Annotated in this window: 24 protein-coding genes and 2 tRNA genes; 18 read left to right on the top strand and 8 right to left on the bottom strand. The window is 55.8% G+C overall.

From position 1 onward, the window contains the following. Positions 1-32 precede the first annotated feature (32 nt). Entirely contained in the window at positions 33-347 is a 315-nt protein-coding gene (locus SMB34_RS03850) for a ribbon-helix-helix domain-containing protein (protein WP_037987739.1), read from the top strand. Position 348: 1 nt separating this feature from the next. On the opposite strand, the gene SMB34_RS03855 is transcribed toward SMB34_RS03850, so the two are convergent. The 3 genes from SMB34_RS03855 to pyk form a co-directional block, all read right to left on the bottom strand. Next, positions 349-1,287 (bottom strand): hypothetical protein, encoded by a 939-nt coding sequence (locus tag SMB34_RS03855; RefSeq protein ID WP_037987740.1) that lies wholly within the window; start codon positions 1,285-1,287, stop codon positions 349-351. A gap of 5 nt (positions 1,288-1,292) precedes the next feature. Next, positions 1,293-2,765 carry a DUF2336 domain-containing protein gene (locus SMB34_RS03860; RefSeq protein ID WP_037987741.1) on the bottom strand — a complete coding sequence of 491 codons (1,473 nt, stop codon included), beginning with the start codon at positions 2,763-2,765 and terminating at the stop codon, positions 1,293-1,295. A gap of 345 nt (positions 2,766-3,110) precedes the next feature. After that, a complete protein-coding gene (pyk, locus tag SMB34_RS03865; RefSeq protein WP_007091652.1) occupies positions 3,111-4,535 on the bottom strand; it encodes a pyruvate kinase in 1,425 nt (474 codons plus the stop codon). 310 nt (positions 4,536-4,845) lie between these two features. Between pyk and SMB34_RS03870 the strand changes: the two genes are divergently transcribed. The 3 genes from SMB34_RS03870 to SMB34_RS03880 all read left to right on the top strand — a co-directional run bounded on the left by SMB34_RS03870 (position 4,846) and on the right by SMB34_RS03880 (position 6,662). Beyond that, the gene (locus SMB34_RS03870) at positions 4,846-5,340 is read left to right on the top strand and encodes a deoxycytidylate deaminase (protein ID WP_037987742.1); all 495 of its coding nucleotides are present in this window, start codon (positions 4,846-4,848) and stop codon (positions 5,338-5,340) included. A gap of 279 nt (positions 5,341-5,619) precedes the next feature. Next, positions 5,620-6,114, top strand: a complete 495-nt coding sequence (locus SMB34_RS03875) for a response regulator (RefSeq protein WP_037987743.1) — start codon at positions 5,620-5,622, stop codon at positions 6,112-6,114. Continuing rightward, entirely contained in the window at positions 6,114-6,662 is a 549-nt protein-coding gene (locus tag SMB34_RS03880; RefSeq protein ID WP_007091655.1) for a hypothetical protein, read from the top strand. The genes SMB34_RS03875 and SMB34_RS03880 overlap by 1 nt, the downstream gene beginning before the upstream one ends. 67 nt (positions 6,663-6,729) lie before the next feature. Here the strand turns inward: SMB34_RS03880 and SMB34_RS03885 are convergent, their stop codons facing one another. Then, a complete protein-coding gene (locus SMB34_RS03885; RefSeq protein ID WP_037987744.1) occupies positions 6,730-7,068 on the bottom strand; it encodes a hypothetical protein in 339 nt (112 codons plus the stop codon). A 268-nt stretch (positions 7,069-7,336) separates the two neighbouring features. Here SMB34_RS03885 and SMB34_RS03890 point away from each other — a divergent pair. The 9 genes from SMB34_RS03890 (at position 7,337) to SMB34_RS03930 (ending at position 14,980) form a co-directional block, all read left to right on the top strand. Beyond that, a tRNA-Asp gene (locus SMB34_RS03890) sits at positions 7,337-7,413 on the top strand. A 331-nt stretch (positions 7,414-7,744) separates the two neighbouring features. Then, positions 7,745-7,821 (top strand) — tRNA-Asp (locus SMB34_RS03895). Between the two features lie 287 nt (positions 7,822-8,108). Beyond that, positions 8,109-9,698: an ABC transporter substrate-binding protein gene (locus tag SMB34_RS03900; RefSeq protein ID WP_037987745.1), complete on the top strand. Its 1,590-nt coding sequence runs from the start codon at positions 8,109-8,111 to the stop codon at positions 9,696-9,698. Positions 9,699-9,713: 15 nt separating this feature from the next. Beyond that, positions 9,714-10,781 (top strand): ABC transporter permease, encoded by a 1,068-nt coding sequence (locus tag SMB34_RS03905; RefSeq protein WP_084716482.1) that lies wholly within the window; start codon positions 9,714-9,716, stop codon positions 10,779-10,781. Positions 10,782-10,787: 6 nt separating this feature from the next. Further along, entirely contained in the window at positions 10,788-11,711 is a 924-nt protein-coding gene (nikC, locus tag SMB34_RS03910) for a nickel transporter permease (protein ID WP_051682105.1), read from the top strand. A gap of 2 nt (positions 11,712-11,713) precedes the next feature. Then, on the top strand, positions 11,714-12,556 hold the full coding sequence (locus tag SMB34_RS03915; protein ID WP_007091935.1) for an ABC transporter ATP-binding protein: 843 nt from the start codon (positions 11,714-11,716) through the stop codon (positions 12,554-12,556). 7 nt (positions 12,557-12,563) lie between these two features. After that, positions 12,564-13,337: an ABC transporter ATP-binding protein gene (locus SMB34_RS03920; RefSeq protein ID WP_037987746.1), complete on the top strand. Its 774-nt coding sequence runs from the start codon at positions 12,564-12,566 to the stop codon at positions 13,335-13,337. Positions 13,338-13,391: 54 nt separating this feature from the next. After that, positions 13,392-14,408: a dipeptidase gene (locus SMB34_RS03925; protein WP_051682107.1), complete on the top strand. Its 1,017-nt coding sequence runs from the start codon at positions 13,392-13,394 to the stop codon at positions 14,406-14,408. 17 nt (positions 14,409-14,425) lie between these two features. Continuing rightward, positions 14,426-14,980, top strand: a complete 555-nt coding sequence (locus tag SMB34_RS03930) for a hypothetical protein (protein WP_037987748.1) — start codon at positions 14,426-14,428, stop codon at positions 14,978-14,980. Positions 14,981-15,068: 88 nt separating this feature from the next. Here SMB34_RS03930 and SMB34_RS03935 read toward each other — a convergent pair whose 3' ends face one another. Further along, entirely contained in the window at positions 15,069-15,494 is a 426-nt protein-coding gene (locus tag SMB34_RS03935; RefSeq protein ID WP_007091942.1) for an acyl-CoA thioesterase, read from the bottom strand. 274 nt (positions 15,495-15,768) lie between these two features. Between SMB34_RS03935 and parE the strand changes: the two genes are divergently transcribed. Beyond that, positions 15,769-17,751: a DNA topoisomerase IV subunit B gene (gene parE / locus SMB34_RS03940; protein ID WP_037987749.1), complete on the top strand. Its 1,983-nt coding sequence runs from the start codon at positions 15,769-15,771 to the stop codon at positions 17,749-17,751. An 86-nt stretch (positions 17,752-17,837) separates the two neighbouring features. After that, on the top strand, positions 17,838-18,758 hold the full coding sequence (locus SMB34_RS03945; RefSeq protein ID WP_037987750.1) for a glutaminase: 921 nt from the start codon (positions 17,838-17,840) through the stop codon (positions 18,756-18,758). A gap of 23 nt (positions 18,759-18,781) precedes the next feature. Here the strand turns inward: SMB34_RS03945 and SMB34_RS03950 are convergent, their stop codons facing one another. Continuing rightward, a complete protein-coding gene (locus SMB34_RS03950; RefSeq protein WP_084716484.1) occupies positions 18,782-19,342 on the bottom strand; it encodes a cytochrome b in 561 nt (186 codons plus the stop codon). A gap of 138 nt (positions 19,343-19,480) precedes the next feature. Here SMB34_RS03950 and SMB34_RS03955 point away from each other — a divergent pair, with 138 nt between their 5' ends. Then, positions 19,481-20,095, top strand: a complete 615-nt coding sequence (locus SMB34_RS03955; protein ID WP_037987751.1) for a hypothetical protein — start codon at positions 19,481-19,483, stop codon at positions 20,093-20,095. Positions 20,096-20,260: 165 nt separating this feature from the next. Further along, positions 20,261-21,277 (top strand): substrate-binding periplasmic protein, encoded by a 1,017-nt coding sequence (locus SMB34_RS03960; protein WP_037987752.1) that lies wholly within the window; start codon positions 20,261-20,263, stop codon positions 21,275-21,277. Here the strand turns inward: SMB34_RS03960 and SMB34_RS03965 are convergent. Next, the gene (locus SMB34_RS03965) at positions 21,274-22,011 is read right to left on the bottom strand and encodes an alpha/beta fold hydrolase (RefSeq protein ID WP_037987753.1); all 738 of its coding nucleotides are present in this window, start codon (positions 22,009-22,011) and stop codon (positions 21,274-21,276) included. The two genes, SMB34_RS03960 and SMB34_RS03965, sit on opposite strands and share 4 nt — an antisense overlap. Further along, positions 22,008-22,568 (bottom strand): hydrolase, encoded by a 561-nt coding sequence (locus SMB34_RS03970; RefSeq protein ID WP_007091949.1) that lies wholly within the window; start codon positions 22,566-22,568, stop codon positions 22,008-22,010. The genes SMB34_RS03965 and SMB34_RS03970 overlap by 4 nt, the downstream gene beginning before the upstream one ends. A 214-nt stretch (positions 22,569-22,782) precedes the next feature. On the opposite strand from SMB34_RS03970, the gene SMB34_RS03975 reads away from it, so the two are divergent. After that, positions 22,783-24,732, top strand: a complete 1,950-nt coding sequence (locus tag SMB34_RS03975) for a DEAD/DEAH box helicase (protein WP_037987755.1) — start codon at positions 22,783-22,785, stop codon at positions 24,730-24,732. Positions 24,733-24,751: the final 19 nt, after the last annotated feature.

The raw sequence follows: 24,751 nt of genomic DNA on the forward strand, positions 1-24,751 counted from the left end.
CGTCGGTGGCAAAAACAGGAGAGGTCGTCATCATGTGTCAGATCTATTCCGGCACCAACCCCGAACTCTATCAGTCCGTCAGTCGATCTTTGCGCATCAATGGCGTTGTAACCAGTGTCCGCCTTGAACAGCGATTCTGGCAGATCCTTGATGAAATCGCCGCGGGCGAAGGCTTCAGCACCCCGCAATTTCTTGGCAAACTGCATGATGAAGTTGTCAGCCAGCGCGGCGATATTCCCAATTTCGCATCGCTTCTGCGCGTCGTCTGCACAGTTTATCTGGAACATCAGGCAGGCTTGGCCACGCAGCCCCCGGAAACAACAAAACCCGCCAGTCGTCTGGCTTAAATCAGTTCAGCCAGGATGAAATTTCACGTGAACTGAACCCGCCACTGGCCATCATCGACGGAACGCTTTGCCGTTTCAGCGTTGGCTGCTGGGGCTTGATGATCGCATTGCGGCTTTGAAGCCCTGCTGCGGCACCGTAATCAAGTGACGAACCGCCAAACCAGTTTTTCGATGTTTCCGACGCTTCTGGCGTGGTCTTTTCCCGCGCCTTGCTTTCGTAGATCCAGCGCAGTTCCTGTTTCAGGGTCTGGTATTCCGGCGTATCCGGCGCAGAGTTAACCTCGTTAACAATCTGCAGCTTGACCATCTGCGGAAATTTATCAAGCCGCTCCAGAAGCATGAATTTGACACTTGGGCGCACGGCGTCGGAACGCATCAGCTTCATCACCAGACGACGATAGATATCAATCCGCAGATTGCCATGCGATGCCAGTTCGATGAATTCCTCGACAAATTCGCGCGCGGCCATCTTGCCATCCAGAAGCGCACGCAAATTGCCCGCCATCGCCCGGCGATAGGCTTCGCGAATTTCGACAACATGGTTGCTTGCACGGTTGCGCACCAACTGGAACGCTTCCGGGCTGAACGCATTCCGCGACAGAAGCTTGGCGCAATCGGCCACCAGTTCATGCTTGGTTGCTTCTGACACCACTTCAAAAACGCCGGTAATAAGTTCCTTGCACTTGGCGTGCGGTCCCATACGGATCGCTGCGGCCAATGCCATCGGGCTTTCCGGATCCTTGGTTGCAATCACCGCAAGTGCCAGCGGATCATCATACTGCATCAATGCCAGATCATTGCTCAGCAAATGCTCCGGCATCAGAAGCCGCTGCTGCGCCCCTGCCCCGGTAACGGTCAGCGGCTCGCCACTGCGATAATTATCTTTGATGGAAAGGGCATATTTCAGCCCGTCATAGGAGATTCCGAGATCCTTGCGCATCCCGTTTACTCTCCCTTCGGCCCCTGGGGTCGTTCATCCGGCAAGCGGCGTGTACGACCAGACTTTTCGGAACCGTGCGGCGATGCCGCAGCCGTCGTACCCGCCGCACGACCACGCGGCCCGGAAGGCTGAAGCTCGTTAAAGAAATCGATATACCAATCCATATCCGTCGATGCCATGGCATAACGGCCACCCGCCGCCGGGCGCTCGATGCTGTCTTCGGGGATCGCAGCGCTCATCTGAAGGACAACCGCCGACGGGGCACTCATACCCGCGCGCCAGGCCAGGGCGGTAATGGCGCGCGCACTTCCCGAATCAAGGATTTTGGAAACGATTGCAGCAGGCATCTGCGCATAATGCGCAAGGCTCTGAACCACCAGCGCGTCTTCGTTACGCGACAAAGCATCAAGAATGTAATGATCGATGGTGACCGGCTCGACCGGTCCGCCCTGCTCGCCCGCATCGTCATGCATCACATCGTCAAACTCATGTTCCACCGGAACCGGTGCCGTGCGGCTTACAATGCGACTCTCGAACTTTGCTTTTTCAATACGCTGGCGCACTGATTGGCGCATGGCCCGTGCCACTTCGGCCCGCATGCGACCGCGTTCGACCAGCGTGTCGAACAACGATGCCAGAATGAAATGCGCCACACGGCGCTGCGCCTGACGGGAAATCTTGTTGCGACCATCCGCCATTTCATCATGTGGCGTCTTGCTGGCGGCTTCTTTCCTGCTGCCGAATTTCGGGGTCAGGGCCACCACATTGCGCGGCGCGTCATCCGATGACAGCAACCGGTTAAGCAACCCGCCCTTTTCCTTTTCCCAACGATCCCGTGCCAGACGTGCCTGTGCCGCGGCCTCCTGTTCGGCTTCCAGCTTCTCGGCGGCTGTTTGCACAAACTCGCCACGCCCACGCAGAATATCAAGGAAATCGGCATCGCTTAAAAGTTCGACATATTCGCCAAGCGACACCCGGCCAATCGCCGCAATATCCTGACGCAAACGCATCGCGGCCTGGCGTGTCATATAAGGTGTATGGCTCAGTTCCTGCTCAATCAGGGCAATGACCTGCGGGCGATAACAATCGGCCATATTGCCGATCGCCGTTACGAATTCCTCGACCATATCAAGGCGTTCGGACGGGCTAAGATCATTCAGATGACGGCGCAGGCGGCGCGCAACATCCATGCGGACGTCGCTGTCAAAATCCGGCTGGCCGTCTTCATCTTCGTCATCATCGGCAAGGTCGGCCGACAGGCGCGCGGCATAATCAAGGCCACTTTGCGCCAGTTGACCATCGGAATCTTTTTTACGCGGGATACGGGGGGCACGCGAATTTGCCTGTTCGGCCGCGCCAAACTCGTCTGGCGCGATGCTCCGGACCGTTTCCGCCAGATCACGAAGTTTCGCCGCCGACTTGTCGTCAAGCGCGCCGTCATCCTTCGATTTCTGCCGATTGAACATCCAGTTCAGCATTATCGCAGTAATTCCCCTGTCCCCTGCCTTTCGGCAAATCGGCGTCAACCCCTTGCAACGCCAACATTTTTTATCTGGCCTTGGATCGCTTATAGCAAAGCAATCCACCCCAAACAACAATACAAGAGCCAAAAACCTTTTAAACTCATGGTCATGACCGTTTCTCGGAAATACCAAGGATACAGGTCAGAACACTTTGACTATCACGGCAAACACTCAAAAAAACATTAACAATACAAACCACTATCCGGCGGTATGGCCGGTATTTCAAACATCGCGAAACTCTCGCACAAAAAAACGGGCGGCTTGTTGCCGCCCGTCTCGTTTCGTCACGCAATAGTCTGATCAGTTTTTCGCGGACAACCACGCAATGCGCAGGATATTGGTCGCCCCTGGGGTCCCAAACGGGACACCTGCGGTAATCACCAGCGAATCCCCAGCCGCAGCAAACTCTTCACGTTTGGCCACCTCGCAGGCAATGCCGACCATCTCGGCAAAGTTGGTCGCATCACGGGTAAAGACCGCATGCACGCCCCAGCACAACGTCATCCGGCGTGCCGTCTGGATTTTCGGCGTCAGTCCAAGGATGGGAACTTCCGGGCGTTCACGCGCCGCACGAAGCGACGTTGAACCCGACGTGGTATAGGTCACGACCGCCTTGGCACCAATCGTTCCGGCAACCTGACGGGCCGCAGCACTGATCGCATCCGGCGCATTATGCTCGGGATCCGGACGGTTGGCATCGCGCAGACGATAATAAAGTTCGTCCTGCTCCACCCGGATCATGATCCGGTCCATGATGCTGACGGTTTCGATCGGATATTTGCCCACCGCACTTTCGGCTGACAGCATCACCGCATCGGCACCGTCATAAATGGCGGTCGCAACGTCGGATGCTTCGGCACGGGTCGGGGCCGGGTTGCTGACCATCGAATCCAGCATCTGGGTCGCAACAATCACCGGCTTGCCAGCTTCGCGGCACGCCTTGATGATGCGTTTCTGCAGGATCGGAACATCTTCAGGCGGGCATTCAACACCCAGATCGCCACGTGCGACCATGATGATGTCCGAAAGTGCCACGATTTCATCAAGATGCTCAATCGCCTGCGGCTTTTCCAGTTTGGAAACGATTGCCGCACGACCATTGATGATCTTGCGCGCCTCGGCAACGTCTTCGGGACGCTGGACGAATGAAAGTGCGACGAAATCAACGCCCATCTCAAGACCGTAATCCAGATCAATACGATCCTTGTCGGTCAGGGGCGACATCGGCAGCATCACGTCGGGCAGGTTAACGCCCTTGCGGTTCGACAGCGGCCCTCCGGTAATAACGGTGCACTCGGCTGATTTGCTATCGCATTTTTCCACCCGCATGCGCAGCTTGCCATCGTCAAGCAACAGGTTCGCACCGGGCTTGAGTGCTGCAAAAACTTCGGGATGGGGCAATGAAACGCGGGTTTTATCCCCTGGTTTCTTGTCCATATCGAAATGGAAGGTCGCACCGGCTTCAAGTTCGATCTTTTCGTCGGCAAAGGTACCGCAGCGGATCTTTGGTCCCTGCAAATCCATCAGCACGCCAATCGGACGGCCAAGCTTGGCCTCGACTTCACGGATTGTTTCAAAACGCGCCTGATGCTCTGCATGTTCACCATGCGAGAAATTCAGCCGGAACACATCAACACCCGCCCTTACGATCTTTTCCAGAGTTTCCGGATGAGAGCTCGCTGGCCCCAGGGTTGCGATGATCTTCGCCTTACGTTGTCGGCGCATCGGCTCTTACCTCTTGTTTTTTGGTTTCCATTGGGTCTCTCCGCTTCGGCCATAGCTTCCCGGCGAGGCGTCGAGACGTCCTGATTTTTCTCTGGGGGTACCCCCTTAATAGTCAATCAAGCCCTGTTTGAACAGGGACTTTTCGCTAAATGCCTTTACAAAAATGTGATTTTTCTCTGGACAATTACAAGCAGGCACTCCTTTAAAGAAGCAGTGCAGCAATCAATTGCTGGCAGGCGGCCCTGCCCGGCAATCGCTTTTGATAACCGCATATTTACAACCGTGCGCGAACACATCGGGGATCGGACAAATGAGCAAATGGCATCATCGCTTCCTGGGACTGGCATCCCATATTGCCGAATGGTCAAAAGACCGTAGCACCCAGGTCGGCGCGGTTGTCATTGGCCCGAAAAAAGAAATTCGCGCCGTTGGCTATAACGGGTTTCCCCGCGGTGTCGATGACAATGTCGAAAGCCGCCATCAACGCCCGGAAAAATACGCCTATACCGAACATGCCGAACGCAATGCGATCTATAATGCCAGCTACACCGGCACATCGCTTGATGGCTGCGCGCTTTATGTCACCCATTTCCCCTGCTGCGACTGCGCGCGCGCCATCATTCAGGCCGGCATCGCCGAAGTATTTGTCGATAAAAGCAAACTGACCCCCGATTTTCTCGAACGCTGGCAGCAGGACATGACCATCTCGACCGAAATGTTTGGCGAGGCGGGCGTGGCCGTTCAGGTCATTGACGAAGAAGGCACAACCGAACCCCTGCCCGACACCGTTCCCGATCATTCCTGATCTTGCCCTTTTAATTTTGCAGACCCGCCCAATATAGGGTGATCTGTGGGATCATGAGCATGAACAAAAAGAACGTAAACGTCGTTTGTTCAATATCTGCACAAGGTTAGGCGTCAGTATTTGTCAGAATTCCAAGCTGACAAAACGCCGCTTTAGCCTTGCTGCTAATCAGACAAAGGTATAAGCAATTAGGATCACGCTAGTACGATCATCACGCAAAAAAAGGCCCTGACCAGAACAAGGACCGGGACCGTGACGACGCACAGGATAAAAGGCCGAATGAGCGCAAAGATCGATTTCAGTAAAATCAGTTTTCTGGTCGTCGATGGCGACAAGATTTCGGCCCAGGTAGTTTTCGATACACTTTCGTATCTTGGTGCGACAGCCGTACAGCGTGTCCGCTCCCCGAACGATGCGTTCGATGTTCTCCGGACCCAGCAGATTGATATCATCGTCACCGAATGGCGTCTGCGCGGGATGGATGGCCTTGAATTCCTTGATGTTCTCAGGAATTCGGTCAATTCGCCCAACCGGTTCATTCCGGTAATCATGTTGACAGCACATTCGGAGCAGCGATACGTCACCACTGCGCGTGACCTCGGCATCACGGAATTTCTTGCCAAACCGTTCAATGCCAAGGCACTTTATAGCAGACTGGTATCGGTCATCACCCGTCCGCGGCATTTCGTCAATACCGGCACCTATTTCGGGCCGGATCGCCGCCGCAGACAGGTCGCCTTCGACGGCCCCGACAGACGGAGCCCCGATGATTAATGACCCATTTTGACTGGGGGACCGGAGCAATCGTGACGCCCGAAAAGAAAAAGAAAAAAGCCCAGATCATTCCGCCTCAGACGGATCTGAAGCGACGTACGGTCAATTTCGTCAAGGGCTTTGACATCAATCTGTCCCCTCAACAGCTGGACGAACTTGAGCAGGTCGTCCAGCGCAGCACGGAAACCTTTGTTCGCGATATAGGCAAGGACCTTGCCGACTGCCGCAAACTGGTCGTTGCCGCCATCAGCGATAATTCAAAGGCATCAACCGCGCTGGAAAACAGTGCCGACCTTGCCTATTCGGTGAAGGCACTGGGTGGAACATTCCAGTATCCGCTGATGACACAGATAGCAAAGTCACTTGAAATCTTTGTCGCAGACCGGACCACCGCCAATATGAAGCAGCTTCTTGTCATTCAGCTTCATATTGATTCTCTTTACGTCATTCTGGCAAGCCGCGTCACCGGGTTTGGCACCACCGTCGAACAGGCAACCGTTGCCGCACTGACCAAGCTTGCCGAACGCTACGAGCTGCCACGCGAATAGCCTGCCAGCAAACCAGCCATCAAAGGCCTTTGCCCGCATCGGGCAGGGATGCTGGCGATGCATGCCATCACCGTGCGTTCCCGTTCACAGCGAAAAGCATGATCTGTCCCGCCGCGTCACGCTCATTGTCATCAATGGCATGCTCCATGCGCGCCTCGATCCGCTCCAGTCGCTCGGTAATTTCGGGCAGCTGATCCATGATCCATTGACGGACTTCGTCACTCCCCCCGGCCAAGGCGGCGTTCTGCCCACTCCACAGCAAAATCAGGCTGCGCACGATCCGCAGATCGCACGTCACGCCGCCTCTGGGGCGGATTGCAGACGATATCGCGTTTGATCTCGTCGCAAGATCGGCTTTTAACCCGGCATCTATATCATCAAGCACGGCAAGGATCGTGTTCCCCATGAAGCCCCCGCTTCGGTTATTCCCTGTCAGGGCCCCGCACCCTGTTTTTGAATCATCCCAAACTTTTACATCTGCTTACCGACCTGTACTTTGATCAGCATCAAACAGGTCCCGGAAACGATCTGCAGCAGATATCCATCACCTCAAGGATATATTTTGCACGACACAAAACGCGCCATGGTGGCGACAGCCAAAAAAGTATCGAACACGATCAAAAAAGGTCTTGCGCCCCCTCGGACCTGCTGTTAGAAACCGCGCCACACACCGAGCGGGTGTAGCTCAGTTGGTTAGAGCGCCGGCCTGTCACGCCGGAGGCCGCGGGTTCAAGTCCCGTCACTCGCGCCACTTTCCACCTGATGGAAAGTTCAAAAAAGACGCCACGGTTCGCCGTTGGCGTTTTTTTGTTTCTCATCCCCTTTTTCGTATTGAACTGACATGCCTACGAGCGACGTGGCGTCCATCGCTCATGCGCAACCCGTTGCAAAACAGACAAGTCGATTTCCCAATCCTGTGCCGCGCGAAAACGGCATTTCTACCCCACCGCCCACGCATTCCGACACCCGGTTTTCAACGCATTTGCAAAGCCCCCTTTACCCTGACCAATCAGGGCTTCATTTTTTTGAAAAAAAGCCCTTGCCAGACCGAACCACCCCTTATATAAACCGCGCCACACCAAGCGGGTGTAGCTCAGTTGGTTAGAGCGCCGGCCTGTCACGCCGGAGGCCGCGGGTTCAAGTCCCGTCACTCGCGCCACTCTTTTTAAAGAGTACGGAAAGTCGCTTTAACAGCGGCTTTTTTTGTGCCTGAAATCAGGCCCCTCCCATCTCCTGCCCCTCACCAACCAGACCATCACAACCCAAACGTGAACAGGCAAGATACCACACAATATCTTGCGTGCTTTTTAGGCATTCCTGACCGTCTGGTCATTGATTAATCGTATAATTTATGCTTCGCTCTACAGGTTCTAGTCGAAGATCCTACAGGTCGCCCCACACAGAATGACCTGTTGATCCAACAAGCAACAAAACGGGAGGCGCAAAATGCGCAAACTGATCGCAGGGCTGGTTCTGGGAACCGCACTGGCTACCGCACCAATGGCGGCACAGGCAGAAACACCGAAAAACGCCCTCGTCATGGCATTTGCCATCGACGACCTCATCACACTCGATCCGGCCGGGATGTTCGAATTTACTGCCTTGGAATATGCTGGCAACACATATGACCGCCTGATTGGCTTTGATAATGACGACGTCTCGAAAATTTATGGTGTCGTCGCCGAAAGCTGGGACGTCTCCGAAGACGGCCTGACCTTTACCTTCAAGATTCGCGACGGCATCAAATTCGCATCGGGCAATGACCTGACCGCCGAAGACGCGGCCTTCTCGCTGCAACGCGTCGTCCTGATGGATCAGTCCCCGGCCTTCATTCTCGGCCAGTTCGGCTTTACCGCCGACAACGTCAAGGACAGGATTCGCGCGACCGACGCAAACACGCTGGTCATGGAAGTCGATAAGCCCTATGCGCCTAGCTTCGTGCTATACTGCCTGACCTCGGGCGTGGGCGCTGTTGTCGACAAGGAACTCGTCCTTGAACATGAAAAGGACGGCGACCTTGGCGCAGAATGGATGAAAACCAACTATGCCGGTTCCGGTCCGTTTGTCCTGAACAAATGGACCCCGGGCGAAAGTCTTAGCCTGACGGCGAACGAGGAATACTGGGACGGCGCACCAGCCATGAAGCGCGTCATCATCCGCAACGTCAAGGAAGCCGCTTCCCAGCAGCTCCTGTTGCAGAAAGGTGATATCGACATTGCGCGTAACCTCGAAGCCGATCAGCTTGCCTCGGTCAAGGGTGACGAAAACATCAAGCTGCTGTCCAAAGGCAAAGGCGCACTCTGGTATCTTGGCCTGTCACAGAAAAACGAATTCCTGTCCAAACCGGAAGTTCGCGAAGCGCTTAAATACCTCGTCGATTATGATGGCATTACCGAAACCATCATGGCGGGCCGCGCCCAGACCCATCAGGCATTCCTGCCCGAAGGTTTCCTTGGTGCCTATAACGAAAACCCCTACTCGCTTGATATCGAAAAGGCCAAGTCGCTGCTTGCCGACGCTGGCCTTGCCGATGGCTTCAAGGTGACCATGGATACGCGCAACACCACGGCAGTGATGTCGATGGCGCAGTCGATCCAGGCGACCTGGGCACAGGCAGGTATCAATCTGGAAATCATTCCGGGTGATAACAAACAGACCCTGACCAAATACCGCGCCCGCCAGCACGATATCTATATCGGTCGCTGGGGCCCGGATTATCAGGATCCGCACACCAACGCCTCCACCTTCGCGTGGAACCCCGACAATTCCGACGATGCATCGGCCAAGCCGCTTGCATGGCGTAACTCCTGGAACCCGGGTGACATGACCGCCGAGGTCGACAAGGCCATTCTTGAACGTGACGGCGAAAAACGTGCTGCAATGTATGTGGACCTTCAGAAAAAGGTTCTCGAAAGCGGTCCGTTCGTAGTCATGTTCCAGGAAACCGAAATCGCCGCGATGCGGGACAATGTGAACAATTTCGTCCTCGGTCCGTCGTTCGATAACAACTATTATCGTTTTGTCACCAAGGACTAGGGAGGCAACGGTCGGATGACCGCAGCTACGCGAAAATCACGGGACGGGCGCACACGCGCCCGTCTCTTTTCCAGCACGGGCGCAAGCCTTGTGCGTATTGCTTCATCGCTCGCCATAACCTTTTTCGGGCTTTTGCTGGTCACCTTCCTGATCGGGCGCGTTTTGCCAATCGATCCGGTACTGGCCGCTGTCGGCGATCATGCCTCCGAACAGGTCTATGAGCGCGTCAAAGAAGAAATGGGCCTGAACCTGCCGCTTTGGCAGCAGTTCTTTGTCTATATCAGCAATGTGGTTCAGGGTGATTTCGGAACGTCAGTTCTGACATCAAACCCGGTCCTCGAAGACATCAAACGCGTCTTCCCCGCCACATTGGAACTGGCAACCCTTGCCACCGTCATCGGTGTTTTCCTTGGCGTTCCGGCCGGTGTTTTTGCCGCGATCAACAAGGGCAAATGGCCCGACCATATCGTGCGCATCATCGGGCTTGCCGGGTATTCGATGCCGATCTTCTGGCTGGGCCTGATGGGGCTTCTGGTGTTTTACCTGAAACTCGACTGGGTTGCGGGTCCGGGCCGACTGGATGCCTTCTATGTCGATTTCATCGAACCGACCACCGGTCTGATGCTGATCGATACCCTGATCGAGGGCGATATGGACCTGTTCTGGAATGCGGTGTCGCATATCATTCTGCCGGCTTCGATTCTTGCCTATTTCTCGCTGGCCTATATTGCACGCATGACCCGCTCTTTCATGCTTGAACAGCTCAGTCAGGAATACATCCTGACCGCAAGGGTAAAGGGCATTTCCGAAACCCGCATCATCTGGCGTCATACCCTTGGCAATGTGATGGTGCCCCTCGTCACCGTGATTGCGCTGTCTTACGCCAACCTGCTCGAAGGATCGGTTCTGACCGAAATCATCTTTGCCTGGCCAGGACTGGGTCTTTACATCACCAATTCGCTGCTCAATGCCGATATGAACGCGGTTCTGGGCGGTACCGTCGTCGTGGGTGCGGTGTTCATCGGGGTCAATATGCTGTCCGATGTGCTCTATCGCCTGCTTGACCCGCGCGCACGGAGATAGGTCACCATGAATATCACAAGCAACGCCGTTAAACCCGGCCTGAAACAGTGGCTGACATCCGACACCCCGCAATCACGCTGGCAGGCCAAATGTGGCCGCGCATGGCTGGGCTGGCTTAAATTCACCGAAAACAGGCTCGCCATGATCGGTCTTTCGATCGTGCTTGCCCTGATCCTTGTCACCATATTTGCCCCGCTTCTGGCACCTTATGATCCGCTGGCCGCCGACCTTGCCAATCGCATCCAGTCGCCCAGTGCCGAACACTGGTTTGGCACCGATCAGCTGGGTCGCGATATCCTGTCGCGTCTGATTTACGGCGCGCAATACACCCTGATGATCGTGGCCCTTGTGGTGATTACCGCGGCCCCCGTCGGGCTTCTGGTCGGAACCGCTGCCGGGTTCTTTGGCGGCTGGATTGATGCGACATTGATGCGCATCACCGATATTTTTCTGGCCTTCCCGAAACTGATCTTGGCCCTTGCCTTCGTTTCTGCATTGGGACCGGGGATCGAAAATGCGGTTCTGGCCATCGCGTTGACCGCATGGCCACCCTATGCCCGCATTGCACGCGCCGAAACCATCACCGTCCGCAGGTCCGACTATATCGAAGCCGCCCGGTTGCAGGGTGTCTCGAATATGGGTCTGATCCTTGGTCACATCACCCCGATGTGCGTAAGCTCGCTTGTTGTGCGTGTCACCCTTGATATGGCGGGCATGATCCTGATTGCGGCGGGTCTTGGCTTCCTTGGCCTTGGCGCACAGCCGCCCATGCCCGAATGGGGCGCAATGGTGTCCGAAGGCCGCCAGTTCCTTTTGGAACAATGGTGGGTGTCGACCGTACCGGGCCTTGCGATTTTCGTGGTCAGCCTTGGTTTCAACCTTCTGGGCGATGGCCTGCGCGATGTTCTTGATCCACGTGGGGGCGACTGATCATGACAAACGAAACCCTTCTGTCTGTCAAAAACCTCGCCATCACCTTTTCCACATCCAAGGGGCCGGTCCATGCCGTGCGTGGTGTGTCCTTCGATCTCGGACGGGAACGGCTCGGTATTGTTGGCGAATCCGGTTCCGGCAAATCCCAGACCGGGCGCGCCATTCTGGGCCTGACGGCGGCAAACGGCAAAATCACCGCCGATCAGATGCAGTTCCACGATCTGGACCTGCGCAACCTTTCGAAACGCGACTGGCGCAAGGTCCGTGGTGCGCGTATTTCCATGATCATGCAGGATCCGAAATATTCGCTAAATCCTGTCATGACCATCGGTGATCAGATCATCGAAGCCTATCGCGAACATCACAAGGTTAACGCGACCGAGGCCAAACGTCGCGCCCTTGATATGCTCGCCGCGGTCAAGATCCGCGATCCCGAACGCGTGTTCAAATCCTACCCGCACGAAGTATCGGGCGGGATGGGCCAGCGCGTCATGATCGCCATGATGCTGATCCCCGATCCGGAAATCCTGATTGCCGATGAACCGACATCGGCCCTTGATGTCACGGTACAGCTCCAGGTAATGGCGATCCTTGATGATCTGGTGCGTGAACGCGGCATGGCGCTGGTTTTCATCAGCCACGACCTGCATCTGGTCTCAAGCTTCTGCGACCGGGTTCTGGTGATGTATCAGGGCCATGTCGTCGAAGAAATCCGCGCATCCGAACTCGATCAGGCCAAACACCCCTATACGCAGGGCCTTCTGAACTGCCTGCCGAAGATGGATGGCAACCACGCCGAACTCCCCGTCCTGACCCGCGAAGCAAGCTGGGCGGAGGCCTGAGATAAAAATGACTGCAATGATTGAAATCACCAAACTCAATGCCTGGTTTGACGACAACCACGTGCTCAAGGATGTCGATATTTCGGTCCCGGCCAACGGATCGTTCGGTCTGGTGGGCGAATCCGGTTCGGGCAAATCAACCGTCCTTCGCACCATCACCGGTCTTGTCGATGACTGGGAAGGCAATATTATCGTCAATGACAGGGAACTGACCCAAAAGCGCGACAAGACATTTTACCGTCTGGCGCAAATGGTCTTTCAGGACCCGTTCGGATCGCTTCATCCGCGTCACACCATTGACCGCATCCTGACCGAACCGGTCAATATTCACGGGCTCGGCAATTCGGATGCCCGCGTGGTCGAGGCATTAAAACAGGTCGGGCTCGATAATTCCTTCCGCTTCCGCTACCCCCATCAGCTTTCCGGCGGACAGCGCCAGCGTGTCGCGATTGCCCGTGCGCTTATTCTCGAACCGAAAATCCTGCTGCTTGATGAACCGACATCAGCCCTCGATGTCTCGATCCAGGCCGAAGTGCTCAACCTGCTGACCCGGTTGCGCAATGATCTGGGACTTACCTATATCATGGTCAGTCACGATCTCGCTGTGGTCGCCCATATGTGCGACGATATCGCGATCATGAACCACGGCCGCATCGTCGAACGCGCCACCGCCGCCCAGCTTGCCGACGGCAAACTGGAAAACCCTTATTCACAGCAGCTTTTCAAGGCCGCCGGGGGATATGACCGCGCCGTCATCGACAGCTTCGTGGATTGGGACTGAATATCGGCCCCGCACGCGCCAGAAGAACCACGCGCCAGAAGAACAAGGGACATCATGAACGTCACCACCGCCCCGCATACCACCGCCACCCCGTCACGCCATCGCCCCGCTTTCACGTGGGATGCGCATGCCTGTCTGCCGCTTGATCCCAAAACACCGATCAGCCTGCTTGATAACTATGTCGCGGGTGATGTTGACTATGTCTGCGTCAATGTCGGCATGGATATGAATTCCGTTGCCCATATCCTGCGCGTGATTGCCGCCTTCCGGGCCAAAATCGCCGCCCACCCCGATAAATACATGCAGATCGAACGTTTTGATGATCTGGCAATCGCCAAATCAAAGGGCTTGCTGGGGGTTGGTTTCGACCTCGAAGGCTCGGTCATGTTGCAGGACATGCCCGAAATGGTCCCGGTCTTTGCCAAACTGGGTGTCAAGCAGATCCACTTTGCCTATAACCGCAACAATTCGGTGGCCGGTGGCTGTCATGATGATGATATCCCGCTGACTTCGCTGGGCCATGCCATGGTCCGGGCTGTTAATAACGGCGGCATGATCATGGATTGCTCACACACCGGCCGTCAAAGCAGCCTTGATATCATGCGGGCATCAACCAAACCGGTCGTCTTCAGCCACGCCAACCCCAAGGTGCTTGGCGGGCATGAACGCTGCATCGATGATGAACAGATCAAGGCCTGTGCCGATACCGGCGGGGTGATCGGCATTTGCGGCTTCCAGCGCTTCATCAAATCACCCAACGCGCCCGAAGTCCCTGACATGATCCGCCATATCGACTATGCGGTAAAACTGGTCGGTGTGGACCATGTCGGCATCGGCCTTGATACGATGCCCAGTGTCGCGGGCACCAACGACTTCCCCGATGGCGTTGACCGCGCCTTTTACTGGCCCGCCGAACGCGGCTATGGCCCCGGTGCCGGTGGTGCCGCCGTGTTTGATCCGAAAAAACTCCCCGCCCTTGCCGACGCCCTGATCGCCGGAGGCTACAAACCCGACGACGTTGATAAAATCATGGGTGAAAACTTTGTCCGCGTGGCAAAGGCATGCTGGTAATGGATTAAGTCTCGGCAATGAGAACACAAAACGGCCTTCCTGATATCGTGACACATAATTACGATCCCATCAGGGGCCGTTTCCAGAACATCTGCGATTTACCAAGATCAGAAGCTGAACTCATTCTTCAGGAAATACGTAAAGCCCACCAATCAAGACTTAAGGCAAACTATCTTGATCGTCGTTTCAAAGTAGAAGAATGGTTGCGATCTGAACGTCACAAACTGATTGGATCAACAAATCGAAAGACGCCAATCTATTTTTTTGTCGGTGATTTTGCAGACGGCAAGGACCCGTTGCGCCCCAAATCGCTTCGAATGCGTTTGGACACCTTTCCAGAAGATGTTGTTACCTTCACCTACTCAGACAGCATGAGCTGCTTCGAAAACACGAACGCTGGCGACGAACAATCGCCACCTTTCCCCAGAAAGCTGTTCACACTGAAAAGTTTGAAAGAGGCCGTTCAAAATTGGGGCATGCCGACAAACTTTTCCTCTACGCAGTCCGGGCGGCAGCCATTCATTGAAATGCAGTTATGGGACGACGCGCCGCTGCACCAGTTTCCGACTTAAAGTCCTGCCTGACAGCATCGTAATCACAAAAGCACGTTTCGGATGGGATGCGCCAAAGCAGGACTCCTGAAACTGTTGGCAGGCAAACTCAGACCGCAACCTCATCCTTGCGCACCGGGCGCGGGCGGCCTTCGGCGTCAATCGCGACAAAGGTAAAGGTTGCCTCTGTCACCTTGATGCGCGGCGGCTGGTTTTTGCGCAGCACCCAGCTTTCAAGATGCAGCACCATCGATGTATTGCCGATCCGTTCGATATCGCCATACACGCACACCACATCCCCGACATAGACCGGGCGATGGAACGTCATGCCATCCACCGCCACCGTGGCAACGCGTCCCTCGGCGATCTGGCTTGCCATCACACCGCCCGCGATGTCCATCTGCGACATCAGCCAGCCGCCGAAAATATCGCCGCTCGGGTTGGTGTCGGCGGGCATGGCAAGGGTTCGGGTGCACATGTCGCCGCGCGGCATGCTGTTGTCGGTACCGTGTGTGATCTCACTCTCATTCGCCATCGGGCTTACTCCTGTCTGAGCCGGTATTTTTATTGGACCTGACGGTCTCGGTTTTCGCGACAAGTCTGGCACCGTTTTCTGCGCTGCCACAACGAAATTATGATCTCTGGCAAGACCACTGCTTGCATTCACGCCCAAAAAACATTTTTATGGGTCGCATCTGAAAACATATGATACTCGTTAAGCCTAAAGGCATCCAACCCCGTAAAATCAATCAACAGATATGCGTCGTTGGACCTTGTTTTAACATAATAAAGAAGTTGCGTTCCGGGGCATGACCGACCTTTTCGAAGATTCAAACCAATCGACCACAAACGCCTATTCCGCCAAGGATATCGAAGTTCTCGAAGGCCTGGAGCCTGTGCGCCGCCGTCCCGGTATGTATATCGGGGGCACGGACGATGCCGCACTGCATCACCTGGTTGCCGAAATCCTCGATAACTCGATGGACGAGGCCGTCGCCGGCCATGCCGACTGGATCGAGCTGGAACTCAGAACCGACAACACCGTCATGGTGCGTGATAACGGCCGTGGTATCCCGACCGATCCGCATCCGAAATTCCCCGATAAATCGGCCCTCGAAGTCATCCTGACCACGCTTCATTCGGGCGGCAAGTTTTCGGGCAAGGCGTATGAAACCTCCGGCGGTCTGCACGGGGTGGGCATGTCGGTGGTGAACGCGCTGACCGACAAATTCCGTGTCGAAGTCGCACGCGACCGCAAACTGGTGTTTCAGGAATATTCCAAAGGCACCCCGCTCGGTCCGCTTCAGGATGGCGGTGCGGTCAATAACCGCCGCGGCACCACGGTCATCTTCCGCCCCGATCCCGAAATTTTCGGCAACCGGGCCAAACTGAAACCCGCCACGATCTTCCGTATGGCGCGGTCCAAGGCCTATCTGTTCAAGGGTGTTGAAATCCGCTGGTCGGTCGATCCGGAATTGCTGACCAGTGACGATCCGACGCCGCAAAGCGAAGTCCTGAAATTCCCCAACGGGATTCTCGATTACCTGAACATGACCATCGAAGGTCGTGATCTGATCACCGAACGTCCGTTCGCCGGCGAAGCCAAGTTTTCCGAAAGTGCCGGTCGCGTTGAATGGGCAATTGCATGGCCGGACGGCGGCGAAGGGTACTTCCATTCCTATTGTAACACCGTCCCGACCCCGCTTGGCGGCACGCACGAGGCCGGTTTCCGCTATGCCCTGACCAAGGCGATCAAGACTTATGGCGACATGGTCGGTCAGAAAAAGGCCGCTGCCATCACCGCCGAGGACGTCTTTGGCGGTGGCTGCATCATGCTATCGGTCTTTATTCCCGATCCGCAGTTCCAGGGCCAGACCAAGGAAAAGCTTGGCACCGCATCGGCAACCAAGCTGGTTGAAACCGCGGTTCGCGACCATTTCGATCACTGGCTGACCGGTGATACCGAAAATGCCAAACGCCTGCTTGAACGCATCATCCTGCGCGCCGAAGAACGCCAGCGCCGCAAGGAAAAGAAAGAAACCAAACGCCAGTCGGCAACCCGCCGCCTGCGCCTTCCGGGCAAGCTGGCCGACTGTTCACGTTCCATCGCCGCCGGCACCGAAATCTTCCTTGTCGAAGGTGACTCGGCAGGTGGTTCTGCCAAACAGGCACGTGACCGTGAAACACAGGCCGTTCTGCCGCTGCGCGGTAAAATCCTTAACGTGGCGTCCGCGACGCGTGAAAAGATGATGGCCAACCAGGAAATCAAGGACATGATCGAAGCCTTTGGCTGCGGTTCCGGGTCCGATTTCCGGCTTGCCGATCTGCGTTATGAACGCATCATCATCATGACCGATGCGGACGTCGACGGCGCACATATCGCATCGCTTCTGATGACCTTCTTCTATCAGGAAATGACCGGCCTTATTGAAAACGGTAACCTGTATCTTGCCATGCCGCCGCTTTACCGCCTGACACAGGGCGGAAAGTCCATCTATGCGATGGATGACGCGGAAAAAGAGGTCCTGCTCGATACCGAATTCAAAAACCGCGGCAAGGTCGAGATTTCCCGATTTAAGGGTCTGGGTGAAATGCCGCCCCCGCAGCTTCGCGAAACCACAATGGCGCCGAAAAAGCGGACATTGCTGCGTGTCTGCCTGCCCGATGCGGCCGAACCCGATGCCCGTGGCCAGACCAAGGATCTGGTCAATCGCCTGATGGGCAAAAAGCCGGAGCTCCGCTTCCAGTTCATCCAGGAACATGCCCGCTTTGTCGAGGATATCGACGTCTGATCGGATTAAAATTCTTCATCATCAAACCCGGTGCCCTGCGCCGGGTTTTTTGTCCCTGACAGCCTGATAAACAAAGCGGACACATAATGACCCACAATTATGCCGCCATCCTCCAGGATATTTCGGACGCGATCCACCAGACCGATTTTACCGACGCCCGCAAGGTCGACTATATCCCGGCCCTTGCCAGCGTCCCCGACGATCATTTTGCCATGGTTCTGCGCACCGCCGATGGAAACGAACTTGCCATTGGCCAGCCCGACCTGCCCTTTTCCATCCAAAGCATTTCCAAGGTCTTCGCCCTTGTGCTGGCCCAGCGCGCGCATGGTGATGATCTGTGGAAAGCCGTCCGGCGCGAACCATCCGGTTCGGCCTTCAATTCCCTGATCCTGCTCGAACAGGAACACGGCATCCCGCGCAATCCCTTCATCAATGCCGGGGCGATCCGTGTTGCTGATCTGATCGCGTCGCGCTACGCCAACCCGGATCGTTCGGTGGCCGAATTCCTTGGTCAGCTTTGCGGCAACCCCGGCATTCGCGTCGATAACGATGTCTATCTGTCCGAAGATCAGCACGGGGATCGCAACCGCGCGATTGCCTATCTGATGAAAAGTTTCGGCAAGCTCGACAACCCGGTCGAAGACGTCGTGCGCGCCTATTTCAAGCAATGCTCGGTCGCGATGACGGCCCGTGAAATGGCGCGTGCGGCCTTCTTCCTTGCCAACAAGGGTGTCGGCATTGATGGTCGCACCGTGATCACGCCCGAAGAAACCAGCCGGATCAATGCCCTGATGCTGACTTGCGGGATGTATGACGGGGTGGGCGATTTTGCCTTTACCGTTGGCATCCCGGCCAAAAGCGGGGTTGGCGGCGGCATCATCGGCGTCATTCCCGGTGAATTTTCCGTCTGTGTCTGGTCGCCGCGCCTTGATACACGCGGCAATTCCGCCGCCGGCATCAAGGCGCTTGAAATGCTGATCCGCGCCATCGGACGATCCGTTTTCTGACCGGGTTTGCCGATCAAAAAGGATCAGGAATCGCGCCTTCGCAATGACGGCACATAACGCGCCAGCACATCATCATGGCGGATATAATGGTGCCAAACGGCGGCAATCACATGCAGCACCACCAGCGTCACCAGAACTGGCACGAAAAATTCGTGAATTTCCTCGGCCCCTTCATGCAGCCATTCGATCCGCCCCAGATCCGGCAGGGAAAATAATCCGGCGACTGGAAAATTGCGTCCCGATGTCATCACCGCCAGAAGCCCGGTGACCGGCATCGCAATCATCGCCAGATACAGCAAACCATGCGCAATGCGCGCCATGATTTTAACCAGACGGGGATCGTCCTGTACCGCTGGTGGGGACAGGCGCAAAACCGCCAAAATCCGCGGTAGGAACAGGACCAGTACCGAAATACCAACAAGCGCGTGATATCCCATGATTTCAGCCCGTTCGGCACGCGGGACTTCTTCCATGACCTGACCGATGCCAAAGGCGGCCGCCATCAACAATGCCATGATCCAGTGTAGCGCCGGAACAAACCAGTGCGGCCATCGCGAAATTTGCGTTTCAGAGACATCTGACATAATTGTAACCTCATTGCTGACTATGACGGAACTGATCCCGGCACCAATCTAGCCGCAAAGTTTCGCAAGGTTTTGTCGCATCTGTATCAATTTGTCGCAGACCGGACTTTTATCGCCCCGCACCCGCAAGGAGCCCCCATGAGAATCCTTTTCAATGCGCCCAAACGATTGTCTCCGCGTGTCACCTTGCGCGTGCTTGCAGGGGGCATTTTGGGAAGTGCCCTGCTGCTGGCGGGATGTGGCAACATCACAACGATTGAACCGCCAACCTATCAGGTCAATGATGTGCAGACCTTCAAGGTTTACGGTGCGCCAAACCAGATCATGATGGTCGAAGTCCACGACAAGCAATCATCTGTATCGCCCGAAACATGGGCATCCGCCCTGTCCGGTCACGGATTTCCCCCGCGCCTTGATTTCATCACCGATGCCACCCAACTCGGCCCGAATCAGGTCCTGCGCGACGGGTATCGTGTTGTCGTCGTCGTAAGCCCGTCACAAGCCACGATGGGTGAAAAAATCTGCACCACGCCCGAGGCTACCGACTACCCCGCAGATACAACCAGAATCCCGACACGCATTGCCTTTTGCGCAGGCGACAAACCGATCTCGGAACTGCGTGCGAATTTCGTAAAAGCTGATCTTGAACAACAGGTTACCAATAATGGTGGTAGCATCATCGCACAGCTTTTCCCACGCGAAATCCGCGATGACAGTGATCGTCGTTGCGGCATGTTCCGTGCCGGTTGCTAAACCCGAAATAGCAATTGGTATAATTTTGCCCCTATCATGCTTGCTCTTGCCCTTTATTCCGGGCACCCTGTTGCCAACTACTCTGAAGGGTAGGTTTCAGGCATGAAAATAAGTGCCGATAAAAACAGGGAAGACTACTCGAATGGGGAATAACCGTTGCCAGAAATGGCACGTATCGGCAAATTGCGCGCGCCCATCTGGTTGCCTCTGGCACTGGCTGGCGACCCTGAAATGAAAAACAGGGTACACTTGACGTCGCATATTCTGTCCGTCTGGCAATCGATCCGGCCATCCTTGTTCCGCATGGCATGTGCCGGTCTTGTCATCGCCGTTGCAATCACCGGTTTTGGCGCGGGGGCAAAGGCCAGTGATGGCCATCCCGATGTTGCGCCCGATGCCGCCAATGCAACCAGTGCCGATGACCTGCATCTGACCGTGCTTGCCGATCAGGAATTCTATCCGCAAAGCTATCAGCTTAACGGCCATGCCAATGGCGCGCTATACGATCTGCTGCGTGATTTCAGCAAGCTTCAGCAGATCGATATGTCCTTTCAGCAATTGCCGCTCAAACGCGCGCTTGAAAACAGCAGCAACAATCGCGCGGGCTTCATCGGCATTCCCGGCAACACGGCAAGCAATACCGTTATCTTTTCGGACGGTATCAGCACGACAAGCCTTCTTGCCCTTACCCTTAAGCAGCGCGACCTGAACATAACAACCGCCGCCGACCTTGACGGGCTTCAGGTTTCCATCGCGCGCGGCCTTGAACTGCATGGCCCCTTGGCCCGCCATCTGCGCGACGGTCGATTTGATATCACCCGGTTCAATTCAATTCGACAGTCAATTGCCCTGCTGCTTGCCGGGCGGGTTGATGTTGCGCTGATCTATTGCGGATATGCCCAAAAGGCATCGCTTAAACAGATCGCCCATTTGACCGATGATGAAATTGCCGCATTGTCGATCCACCCGACATCACTGATGAATACGATCAACCGCCTGATATTGCCCGCCACCCCCGACAATGCCCGCCTGATGCGGCACTTTAACAGCTACCTCGCCAGACAGCGCAGCAGTGGCGCATTGGAAAAACTCTATGCGCAGTATCTGACCAATGAAAACACCATCGAAATGGTCCTGAGCGATACACTCACCCCGTCCGACACCAAAACATCAACGCCCTAGGTAATTAGCGCACAAAGCGCATCGGCGCATATATCGGGCTGTTCCAGCGGCACATAATGCCCTGCCCCGGCAACCTCGATCATGCGTGCACCGGGAATGCGGGCCGCCATGTCATGATGCGATGCCGGGCTGATCACCCGATCAGCCTCCCCCACCATCACGGTGCAGGGGATATCGAGTTCCGGCAACAACGCCATGCTATCCGGGCGGTTGGCAACGGCTATGATCTGGCGCTTGAAAACATCCTCGCCCAGATCTTCCGCCATATCCGAAAGCAGGCCGACAAGTTCGCTATTGTGCCGATGATCGGGATGGAGCATGTCATCAAGCATCGCGTCATTCACCCCCCTGAACGGCAGGTTCACACCCGAAAGCCGGGCAAGCAAAAGCCTGCGCCGACGCATTACCGGATCATCGGCCGTCGCGCGCGTATTGACCAGCATCAGATGCGATACCCGTTCCCGCGCCATGCGCAGGATTTCAAACGCGACATACCCGCCCATCGACATCCCGACCAACACAAAACGATCCGGCACCAGATCAAGGACATCCCTTGCCATGGCCTGCACATCGTCCTTGGTATCAAGTGCCGGGATCATCGGCGTGATCGCCGGGGCAACACCCCGCCGGCCACGCGCCTCCATGCGCGCGATCACCGGCTGCCACATCCGCTGATCGGCCAGCATCCCCGACAGAAAGACAACCGGAATGGTCGTATGGGGATTGGCCGTCATTTAATCAGTGCGCTCAGTTCCTTGAATTCCGGGGTTCCTGCCACGCGCAGCCATTCAAACATCACGCTTTCCCGCGTCACGATTTTCGCCCCGGCATCGCGCATGCGTTCCAGGCCGAAAATCTTGTCATGCATGCTGCGCGATGTCACCGCATCGGCCACCACATAAACCTCTCGCCCGCGATCAATAAGCTCCATCACGGTCTGAAGCACACAGACATGGGTTTCCATCCCGGCAATGACGATCTGGTCGCGGCCCGGTGTTTCTTCGATCTTTTCCATGAACCCATCGGCCGGCACACTTGAAAAACTGACCTTGGAAACGACATTGCCACCATCGACCGTATCGGATGCCTTCATCACCAGATCAAGGATCGGGGCCGCCGTATGGCCAAGCCCCTTGGGATATTGTTCCGTCACAATGACGGGAACATTCAAACGATTGGCGCATTTGACAAGAAAGCAGCAATTCTCGACGGTCTGATCAGGGTCCTGACACGCCGGATAGAGTTTCTCCTGAACATCGATAATCACCAGACTTGCACGTGATGCATCCATCAACACCGTTTTTCTCCCCGTTTCATTGTCTATTTCACCAGATTACGCTTCCGGTCTGTGGCAAACAAGCCTCTCGCACCGGGTTAATTTGCCTCTTTAACCCTTTTTTGAGGCGTTTTTCTTGACTTAATTAAGGCTTCGCTTTACGACGCAAGCTGCTTTATCGCAGCGATAATCACATCATAACGCATTCTATTGCGGGAAAACGAACCATATGAATTTCGCCGATCTCGGTCTGAGCGAAGATATCCTCAAAGCCGTCGCAGACGCCGGCTATGATACCCCGACCCCCATTCAGAGCCAGGCCATTCCGTCCGTCCTGATGGCACGTGACATTCTGGGCTGTGCACAGACAGGTACGGGCAAAACAGCCAGCTTTACCTTGCCGATGCTCGATATCCTGCATCATGGCCGTGCGCGCATGCGGATGCCCCGTTCGATCATTCTCGAACCGACCCGCGAACTCGCGACCCAGGTAGCAGCAAACTTCGACACCTACGGCAAATACATGTCGCTGTCCAAGGCACTGATCATCGGCGGGGAATCCTTCGTCGAACAGCAGAAAATCCTTGAAAAAGGTGCCGACGTCATTATCGCGACCCCGGGTCGCCTGATCGATACCTTTGAACGCGGCAAACTGCTTCTGTCAGACTGCAAACTGCTGGTGATCGACGAAGCCGACCGCATGCTTGATATGGGCTTCATCCCCGACATTGAAAAAATCGTCAATATGCTGCCCAAGCAGCGCCAGACGCTTTTCTTCTCGGCGACCATGCCCAAGGAAATCCGTCGCCTTGCCGACAAATTCCTCTCCAATCCCAAGGAAATTACCGTTTCCCCGCCATCGACCATGGCGACCACGGTGGAACATAAACTCCTTGTCATGGATGAAATGGACAAACGCGAAGCCCTTCGCAAACTTGTCCGTCAGGAAGACGTCAAAAACGCCTTTGTGTTCTGCAACCGCAAAAAAGACGTCGATATCCTGTTCAAATCGCTGACCAAGCACGGCTTCAATGCCGGTCGCATGCATGGCGATCTGGTCCAGAGCGAACGCACCGAAACGCTTGATAAATTCAAAACGGGCGAAATCACCCTGCTGATCTGCTCGGACGTTGCCGCGCGCGGCATTGACGTTGCCGATGTCTCGCACGTCTTTAACTTCGACGTGCCCTTCAACGCCGAGGATTACGTCCATCGTACCGGCCGTACCGGTCGTGCAGGTCGCGCAGGCAAGGCCTTCATGCTGGCCGTACCCGAAGACGGAAAACTTGTTGCTGCGATCAACAAATCCATCAACATGGATATTCCGCTGACCGAGCTTGAAGGCATCGAAACCCTTGAACTCGACTTCACCGGCAAGAAACGCCGTGTGAAGAAAAGCCGCAAGGCGCCGCAGCGTGATGCATCCCCGCGCAATGATCGTCCGGCGCGCAACAATAACCGCGACAACCGTTCCGAACGCGATAACAAGGCGGCCAGTGCCCCTGCCGCGCCGGAAACAAAACAGCAGGACGCACGTCCGGCCCAGCAACCGGGTGACAACGCGCCGCAGCGTGACGCAAAACCGCGCAACGAACGTTCGAACCGTCCTGAACGTCAGGATCGTAATGATCGTTCTTCTGGCCGTTCCGCGTCGCGTCGTGATCGCGATGATCGTTATGACCGGCATGACCGGCATGATCGTGACGACAAGCCGGTCATCGGTTTTGCGGATCATGTTCCGGCCTTCCTTCTGACCCCGGTCCCGGCCTCTAGCCTTGGCAAGCCGCGCGCCGACGAGGTCGAGAAAAAGGCACCGGCCAGAAAAACACCGTCAAAGGCCTCTGCCGAAAAAGTAACGGCTGAAAAATCCGCGTCGGAAAAAACGGGTACGGCGAAAACCGCACGCGCCAAACCGACCCGCACCAGAACCACACGGGCAACCGCAAAAAAGGCAAGCCCGGCAGCAGAGCCCAAGGACGAGGCAGCAGCCGTTTCTGCTCCTGCTGCATCTCCGGCTCCAGCTCCGGCTCAGGAACCTGCATCTGCACCGGTGGCTGATGACGCGCCTGCCAAGGAAGAAAAACCGAAAGCCGCGCGTCGTCCGCGCAAAAAACCGGCCCCGAAAAAGGCCGCCAAAACCGAAACTGCGGACGCCGAAACGACCGGCAGCGAAGGCTGATCCCTACCGGTTCATCGAA

This window comes from Thalassospira permensis NBRC 106175 (assembly GCF_000714555.1).
GTDB lineage: Bacteria > Pseudomonadota > Alphaproteobacteria > Rhodospirillales > Thalassospiraceae > Thalassospira > Thalassospira xiamenensis.

What these genes read in the sequence shown, in the direction of transcription:
- SMB34_RS03850 (WP_037987739.1), top strand. Translation starts at nt 33, where the DNA reads ATGTGTCAGATCTATTCCGGCACCAACCCCGAACTCTATCAGTCCGTC.
- SMB34_RS03855 (WP_037987740.1), bottom strand. Translation starts at nt 1,287, where the DNA reads ATGCGCAAGGATCTCGGAATCTCCTATGACGGGCTGAAATATGCCCTT.
- SMB34_RS03860 (WP_037987741.1), bottom strand. Translation starts at nt 2,765, where the DNA reads ATGCTGAACTGGATGTTCAATCGGCAGAAATCGAAGGATGACGGCGCG.
- pyk (WP_007091652.1), bottom strand. Translation starts at nt 4,535, where the DNA reads ATGCGCCGACAACGTAAGGCGAAGATCATCGCAACCCTGGGGCCAGCG.
- SMB34_RS03870 (WP_037987742.1), top strand. Translation starts at nt 4,846, where the DNA reads ATGAGCAAATGGCATCATCGCTTCCTGGGACTGGCATCCCATATTGCC.
- SMB34_RS03875 (WP_037987743.1), top strand. Translation starts at nt 5,620, where the DNA reads ATGAGCGCAAAGATCGATTTCAGTAAAATCAGTTTTCTGGTCGTCGAT.
- SMB34_RS03880 (WP_007091655.1), top strand. Translation starts at nt 6,114, where the DNA reads ATGACCCATTTTGACTGGGGGACCGGAGCAATCGTGACGCCCGAAAAG.
- SMB34_RS03885 (WP_037987744.1), bottom strand. Translation starts at nt 7,068, where the DNA reads ATGGGGAACACGATCCTTGCCGTGCTTGATGATATAGATGCCGGGTTA.
- SMB34_RS03900 (WP_037987745.1), top strand. Translation starts at nt 8,109, where the DNA reads ATGCGCAAACTGATCGCAGGGCTGGTTCTGGGAACCGCACTGGCTACC.
- SMB34_RS03905 (WP_084716482.1), top strand. Translation starts at nt 9,714, where the DNA reads ATGACCGCAGCTACGCGAAAATCACGGGACGGGCGCACACGCGCCCGT.
- nikC (WP_051682105.1), top strand. Translation starts at nt 10,788, where the DNA reads ATGAATATCACAAGCAACGCCGTTAAACCCGGCCTGAAACAGTGGCTG.
- SMB34_RS03915 (WP_007091935.1), top strand. Translation starts at nt 11,714, where the DNA reads ATGACAAACGAAACCCTTCTGTCTGTCAAAAACCTCGCCATCACCTTT.
- SMB34_RS03920 (WP_037987746.1), top strand. Translation starts at nt 12,564, where the DNA reads ATGACTGCAATGATTGAAATCACCAAACTCAATGCCTGGTTTGACGAC.
- SMB34_RS03925 (WP_051682107.1), top strand. Translation starts at nt 13,392, where the DNA reads ATGAACGTCACCACCGCCCCGCATACCACCGCCACCCCGTCACGCCAT.
- SMB34_RS03930 (WP_037987748.1), top strand. Translation starts at nt 14,426, where the DNA reads ATGAGAACACAAAACGGCCTTCCTGATATCGTGACACATAATTACGAT.
- SMB34_RS03935 (WP_007091942.1), bottom strand. Translation starts at nt 15,494, where the DNA reads ATGGCGAATGAGAGTGAGATCACACACGGTACCGACAACAGCATGCCG.
- parE (WP_037987749.1), top strand. Translation starts at nt 15,769, where the DNA reads ATGACCGACCTTTTCGAAGATTCAAACCAATCGACCACAAACGCCTAT.
- SMB34_RS03945 (WP_037987750.1), top strand. Translation starts at nt 17,838, where the DNA reads ATGACCCACAATTATGCCGCCATCCTCCAGGATATTTCGGACGCGATC.
- SMB34_RS03950 (WP_084716484.1), bottom strand. Translation starts at nt 19,342, where the DNA reads ATGTCAGATGTCTCTGAAACGCAAATTTCGCGATGGCCGCACTGGTTT.
- SMB34_RS03955 (WP_037987751.1), top strand. Translation starts at nt 19,481, where the DNA reads ATGAGAATCCTTTTCAATGCGCCCAAACGATTGTCTCCGCGTGTCACC.
- SMB34_RS03960 (WP_037987752.1), top strand. Translation starts at nt 20,261, where the DNA reads ATGGCACGTATCGGCAAATTGCGCGCGCCCATCTGGTTGCCTCTGGCA.
- SMB34_RS03965 (WP_037987753.1), bottom strand. Translation starts at nt 22,011, where the DNA reads ATGACGGCCAATCCCCATACGACCATTCCGGTTGTCTTTCTGTCGGGG.
- SMB34_RS03970 (WP_007091949.1), bottom strand. Translation starts at nt 22,568, where the DNA reads ATGGATGCATCACGTGCAAGTCTGGTGATTATCGATGTTCAGGAGAAA.
- SMB34_RS03975 (WP_037987755.1), top strand. Translation starts at nt 22,783, where the DNA reads ATGAATTTCGCCGATCTCGGTCTGAGCGAAGATATCCTCAAAGCCGTC.